The sequence below is a fragment of the Nostoc sp. CHAB 5715 genome (assembly GCF_020829685.1).
Lineage (GTDB): Bacteria > Cyanobacteriota > Cyanobacteriia > Cyanobacteriales > Nostocaceae > Nostoc.
Window position 1 is genome coordinate 1 of the sequence record NZ_JAIVFR010000537.1, and the last position, 5,236, is coordinate 5,236.

The window sequence follows — 5,236 nt, forward strand, 5'->3', positions numbered from 1 at the left end:
AGAGAACCATAGCGCACCTACGATATTTAGACTGCCACAGAGGATCAAGGCATTAGTCGCACCAAAATTATGTCCCAAAGTTCCAGCTAACAGATTCCCAAAGGGCATCATACCCACCATTGCTAGAGCATAAAAACTCATCACCCGTCCGCGCTTATCCTCGGCAACTAGGGTTTGGATAATCATATTACTACTGGTAATCAGGAGGATGGAAAAGCAGCCTGTAAACACCAGTATGATTATGGATAATCCAACTTGACGCGATAGTGAGAAGGAAATCAGACTTATCCCAATCAAGACTTGAGCGGCTACAATCAAACGTTCTAAGCCCGCAATCCCTCGCCTGAAACTCAAATACAAACAAGCAAACAACGAGCCAATGGGCCCTGAGGTGCTGAGGTGAGCCATCGTAGTTGCATCCCCATTTAAAATCTTAGCGGCGAAGACGGGCATAAGCGCGACATGAGACATTCCGACTAAACCTTGTAACGCCAGTATTAATAAAATTGCTCTAATCGGCTGGAATTTGGAGACATATTCAAAGCCCTCCCGCAATTTTTGCAAAGTATCGCTCAAGCTCGTTAGGGTCAACGTGGGTCTGACTTTCAGCCGCATCGCTAGCAGGGTAAAGATGGCAGGGATATAGCTGAGGGTATCGTAGAGAAAACAATATTTCACCCCTAGCGTCGCAATCAAAATCCCGCCCATAGCCGGCCCCAATACCAGCGAGGAACTTAACATCACTGAATTCAAGGCGATCGCATTACTCCAATCGGCGCGATCGTCTACGGTTTCGGTGACGATTGTATGACGCACGGGCATATCTAATCCCTTGAGAAAACCATTGAGAACACTCAGTACCAATAGGATGGGAAACGTAATGGAATTCCTAAAGGTAAGAATCGTTAATGCCAGGGAAACGCTAATTCCCAATATCTGCACCACCATTAACAAGTCACGACGACTCCAGCGATCGGACAATACGCCCGAAAACGGAATCACTAATAACGTAGGTAAAAATTGTACAAAGCCTGCAACTCCCAACAACCAAGCCGATTTAGTTAAATCGTATACCAGCCAAGGAATAGTTAATTGCTGGGTCATAAATGTCCCAGACATTGATAGTAACTGTCCACTAAAAAACAGGCGAAAATTACGCCAGCGAAAGGCTGGTAAATACTGGTAAATGATATTACTTACGCGATCGCCTAGTTGTCTGTTCCAAATTTTCATTAGGAGAATTATACTATGTTCTACTAAATCTTAGATTAACCAATATTTAGTTTCACTAATAATTATAGGATAATTGCGTAGTTTACCGCCGCAGGCATCGCGTCTGGTTTTGTAGCAAGCTTGCTGATTCAAAGGTTAAGCCTTATTCCTAACGGCATCCGGTGTAATTGCTGCATACTGCTGGGCAGTTAAGGTTGCTTCTTTAACATCGACTTGTTTTGGCACAACTTTCAGTTCATACAGAAGATCCGCAACCTTTTGTTGAGCGCTAATTACTTCCTCAGTAATTGGTCTCATGTCATATTTTCTTCTCGTCAGCGTCAACTCCATAGTATCGACATCAGTCTTGACCTTCGGTGCGAGGATTTCGGCAGCAGCCCGCCTGTTTTTGTTTGCCCACTGCCCAACTTGGTAGTACTCTGACAAAATTGCTTTCAAGAGTTCAGCATTATTAATTGCAAAATCTCGTGAAGCTAGGTAATAAGCTCCTGGCGTCTTAATTCCTTGCGCGTCTCGTAAGATCCGAATACTGCCTTCCCGTTGCAGCTTGATCAGATTAGGATCACTTTCTACAAAGGCATCAACCGTCTTGCTCAAAAACGCTGCTCTTCCATCTGCAATGGTTAGATTCACTGATTCAATATCACTGATTTTTAACCCTACCTCTTCAAACGCTTTCACTACAAAAAAGGTCTGAGCCGTCCCTCTAGAATAAGCAACTTTTTTACCTTTAAGACCTGCCAATGTTTGGATTGGAGAATCCTTTAGCACAATAATTGCGGAACCTTTTCCAGTACCTGGTGGGATATTAACTACATAAATCAGATTGGTACCAGCTGCCTGAGCAAAAATGGGTGGCGTTTCGCCAGCAGGTCCAAGGTCAATGCTACCCACATTTAAGGCTTCTAAGAGCGGTGGCCCGGACACAAATTGAGACCAAGTAACACCTATTCCTTGAGGAGCTAAACGTTTTTCAATTACGCCTTTTTCGTGGGTTAGATCCCCGGAAACTTGGTAGCCAAGTCGAACGAGCTTGGTACTGCCTTTATTGTTACTAGTGGCATTAGTACTCAAGGTTGTACTGCTGCTATTGCCTGTGCTGCGGTTATTTGTTCCACAACTGACTAAGGCAGTAAAAGACGCTAACCCATAAAAAGTGTAAAGTAAATCACGCCTGGATATTGAGTACTTTCCAATTTGCGGTCTGACCATAACTTTCTACCTCATCTTGACCTTTTTTTAATTTTTAATTTCGAGGAGCGACTTGACGCTGATACCGTGGGAGCAAAATCTCTGCAAGCTGACCGAATCGATTAGAGGGTTCTATCCTTGACAAGAAGGCTAGATCAAATCGCATCCGGTTTGGTGTCAAAACTAGTTTTTCCCCCTCTGCTCTCTAAAGTGGAGAAGAAAAGGGGGAGTAAAGTTTTGTATTTGAAAGAATTCACAACCTTTAGCTAGCTGAACTTTAGAAAGGACGGCTTCCTCGAATGCTAACCCGCTTCAAAATCCGGGTTGCGTTGGAATTAAATTCGGGGCGATAGTGAGCCGTTGCCTGGTTGTCCCAATAAAGCAGGTCGCCCTTGCTCCAGTGGTGTTGATAAACAAAGTGGGGTTGCTTAATGTGTTCCCGCAACCGCTCAATTAGCTTTGCCCCTTCCACTGGGTCGTAATCAACAATATCTACCTCGCTAGCGGCATTTAGGAAGAGAACTTTCTTGCCAGTATCTGGGTGAGTGCGAACCAAAGGATGGGTAGCAACTCGTTCACCGGGTTCAACGGAACGACCGGCTGCGTAGGCAGGCTCAGGATACTCATCCCGATACTTGCCATAGAAATTAAAATGGCGCAACTGCAAACCAGCAATCTGCTTCTTGGTAGCATCATCTAGTTCTTCGTAAGCCTGAATCAAATTCACCCAATAGGTATCAGGGCCATTCTCAGGTAGTTCTACCCCATATAAAAATGAACCGCTAGATGGTGTAGGCAACCAGTCGTGGTCGATATGGGGTAAAAGTTCCCGATAGTTGGGTGCAAGATTGACGGAACTTTCTTGGGAGGCAGCATTTGCAAGAGTAAGAACAAGGGGTGGCAGGTACGGCTCCGTTTCTCCTTTACGGATATAAGCAGGCTGTTGGAGAATGTCGCCAAAGTAATTCGCAAACGCTAATAATTGGTCGTCAGTCAATTGTTGATTTTTGAAGATTAGGATGTGGTGATCACGCCACGCCTGCTTGAGTTGCAGGATTACTTCTGGTTGTGCTGCAAGACTAGCATCTACACCAGTAACAACTGCTCCTAAAGCTGCTCCAGTAGGCGTAATCTCAATTCGTGTTGCAGTAAATGTCATAAAAATTTCTCCTTGCACTTTGTAGTTTGTAGCTTACGAAAGCACTGGTTGTGCTTCTTTAGACTCAGCTTTCTCCTTGAAGACAGTTGGTACTTCGGAACTGAACGCTTCACCTTGAACCACTTCTGAGCGGAAACCATCAACTCCAACTGGAACATCCCCAGTAATGGTGGTGCGATATAGAAGACGCTCGACATCCAAATGATCTAAATCAAATTGTCTTTGAGGGTATCAACTACTGTTAAGATATTTGCTTCAAGGCGAGAAATCCTATTATTAATATTTGCCTCAATTTGAGCTAACCTGTAAATAGATCCAATTACAGCAATCAGCCCCAAAATAATAGTTAGAGCATTGTTGACATCAATTTTCATGATTTAAAATCCGACTGATAGATATCAAAGTTTTCCCCAAAAACTGATAAGGGAAGAATTCTAATTGAAATCTTCCTTGTTCAGGAAAGTTAACTTGATAGTTTTTAGTCAAATTAATTACTTGAGAGCTAGCAACTAGTTTATTAGGGTAGTCAATCAATATTTGGTCTAGCTTGCCAGCAGTAACATAATTTTTGGTCAACCTACTTTTTGGTTGGATTGTGATAATAAGAGAGGCATCATTATCAAACAAGTAAGGAATGAGTACAGAATCAACTTTTTTTAAGTCCCATCTATATTCATTCCGAAAGATTAATTGAGTTTCAATCATTTACTACTTGCTAGTCACAATTGGATATGTTCTACCATCAACACTGACAAATGACTGAGGTTTGTTTGATGCTTTAGACAAAAACTGTCTAATTTCATTAATTGTTGCTCCGGCTGGTACGGGAATACTTTTGTATTTCTGCTTCCCATCTTTGGAATTACCAATCGGAACCTTGATACTTCCTGCACCTTTGGAGCCGCGAACAGCTATCGTAGTGCCTTTTTTGTTTTTTACCCCAGCTTGAGGAACGGCTTTAAGTCCAAGCGCTTCAGCCGTAGACTTCAGCATAAAAACATATCTAGCTGACCCGCCTTGTGTTCCAGTTTTTTTACTTGTTTTTTTAGCAGCAGCAAACTGGACTGTGACACGGGGGCCTAATTTTGTACCTTTTGGCATGGTTTTACCTCTTTAGCCTTTTTATTTAAATAGGTTTAGAGATAATCAATGGCGTGGATAGTTACATCACCATTGCTTGCGGCCGCAGTATTGAAGGGTAGATTAGCTGAGATTGTAGCATTGCCAGTTTCAATATCAAACTGAATTTGAACGTTGTTAGGCTGGTTTTCGGTTGGTGTTACAGCTTTTTCAGTAGCAGCTAAAACGCTAGCTATTTCTAATAATGCTTCTGGAAGAGTATCAGAATTTAAATCACCACCACCATTAACAAAAACCGAGTAGGTAGAACCCAAATAATCGCTTGCAACAATATCAATCGAACCATTTGATTGAATATATTTTTGTTCTGAAGAATTGATTTTATCGGAGAGGTAGGTAAGAAAATATACCAGTTTCTTTTCCATTTAAACCCTATTCTAATTCCCTTGTTCAGTAGCTTTTTGATAAGCTGCAATAAATAATCGCTTGAGTAATGTAGAAGCCTTGCAAAGGTGATTAGCTTAATAGCTAGCCTGCCATTCACAAGAAAAACCGTATCAAGTTCTACTCCTC

8 protein-coding genes are annotated in these 5,236 nt (G+C 42.3%); all 8 read right to left on the reverse strand.

The window, feature by feature from the left end; translation table 11 throughout:
- On the reverse strand, positions 1-1,233 hold a 1,233-nt coding region (locus tag LC574_RS25365), incomplete at its 3' end, for an MFS transporter (RefSeq protein WP_229456307.1).
- 135 nt (positions 1,234-1,368) lie between these two features.
- The gene (locus tag LC574_RS25370) at positions 1,369-2,445 is read right to left on the reverse strand and encodes an aliphatic sulfonate ABC transporter substrate-binding protein (protein ID WP_229456308.1); all 1,077 of its coding nucleotides are present in this window, start codon (positions 2,443-2,445) and stop codon (positions 1,369-1,371) included.
- A 256-nt stretch (positions 2,446-2,701) separates the two neighbouring features.
- Positions 2,702-3,583, reverse strand: a complete 882-nt coding sequence (locus LC574_RS25375; RefSeq protein ID WP_229456309.1) for a TauD/TfdA family dioxygenase — start codon at positions 3,581-3,583, stop codon at positions 2,702-2,704.
- Between the two features lie 33 nt (positions 3,584-3,616).
- Positions 3,617-3,784: a hypothetical protein gene (locus tag LC574_RS25380; protein WP_229456310.1), complete on the reverse strand. Its 168-nt coding sequence runs from the start codon at positions 3,782-3,784 to the stop codon at positions 3,617-3,619.
- 5 nt (positions 3,785-3,789) lie between these two features.
- Positions 3,790-3,957 carry a hypothetical protein gene (locus LC574_RS25385; protein WP_229456311.1) on the reverse strand — a complete coding sequence of 56 codons (168 nt, stop codon included), beginning with the start codon at positions 3,955-3,957 and terminating at the stop codon, positions 3,790-3,792.
- Entirely contained in the window at positions 3,947-4,288 is a 342-nt protein-coding gene (locus tag LC574_RS25390) for a hypothetical protein (protein ID WP_229456312.1), read from the reverse strand. The genes LC574_RS25385 and LC574_RS25390 overlap by 11 nt, the downstream gene beginning before the upstream one ends.
- A gap of 3 nt (positions 4,289-4,291) precedes the next feature.
- On the reverse strand, positions 4,292-4,684 hold the full coding sequence (locus tag LC574_RS25395; protein ID WP_229456313.1) for a hypothetical protein: 393 nt from the start codon (positions 4,682-4,684) through the stop codon (positions 4,292-4,294).
- A gap of 35 nt (positions 4,685-4,719) precedes the next feature.
- Positions 4,720-5,088, reverse strand: a complete 369-nt coding sequence (locus LC574_RS25400; protein WP_229456314.1) for a hypothetical protein — start codon at positions 5,086-5,088, stop codon at positions 4,720-4,722.
- Between the last annotated feature and the right edge of the window lie 148 nt (positions 5,089-5,236).

Coding starts and splice junctions, on each gene's coding strand:
- LC574_RS25370 (WP_229456308.1), bottom strand. CDS start 2,445: ATGGTCAGACCGCAAATTGGAAAGTACTCAATATCCAGGCGTGATTTA.
- LC574_RS25375 (WP_229456309.1), bottom strand. CDS start 3,583: ATGACATTTACTGCAACACGAATTGAGATTACGCCTACTGGAGCAGCT.
- LC574_RS25385 (WP_229456311.1), bottom strand. CDS start 3,957: ATGAAAATTGATGTCAACAATGCTCTAACTATTATTTTGGGGCTGATT.
- LC574_RS25390 (WP_229456312.1), bottom strand. CDS start 4,288: ATGATTGAAACTCAATTAATCTTTCGGAATGAATATAGATGGGACTTA.
- LC574_RS25395 (WP_229456313.1), bottom strand. CDS start 4,684: ATGCCAAAAGGTACAAAATTAGGCCCCCGTGTCACAGTCCAGTTTGCT.
- LC574_RS25400 (WP_229456314.1), bottom strand. CDS start 5,088: ATGGAAAAGAAACTGGTATATTTTCTTACCTACCTCTCCGATAAAATC.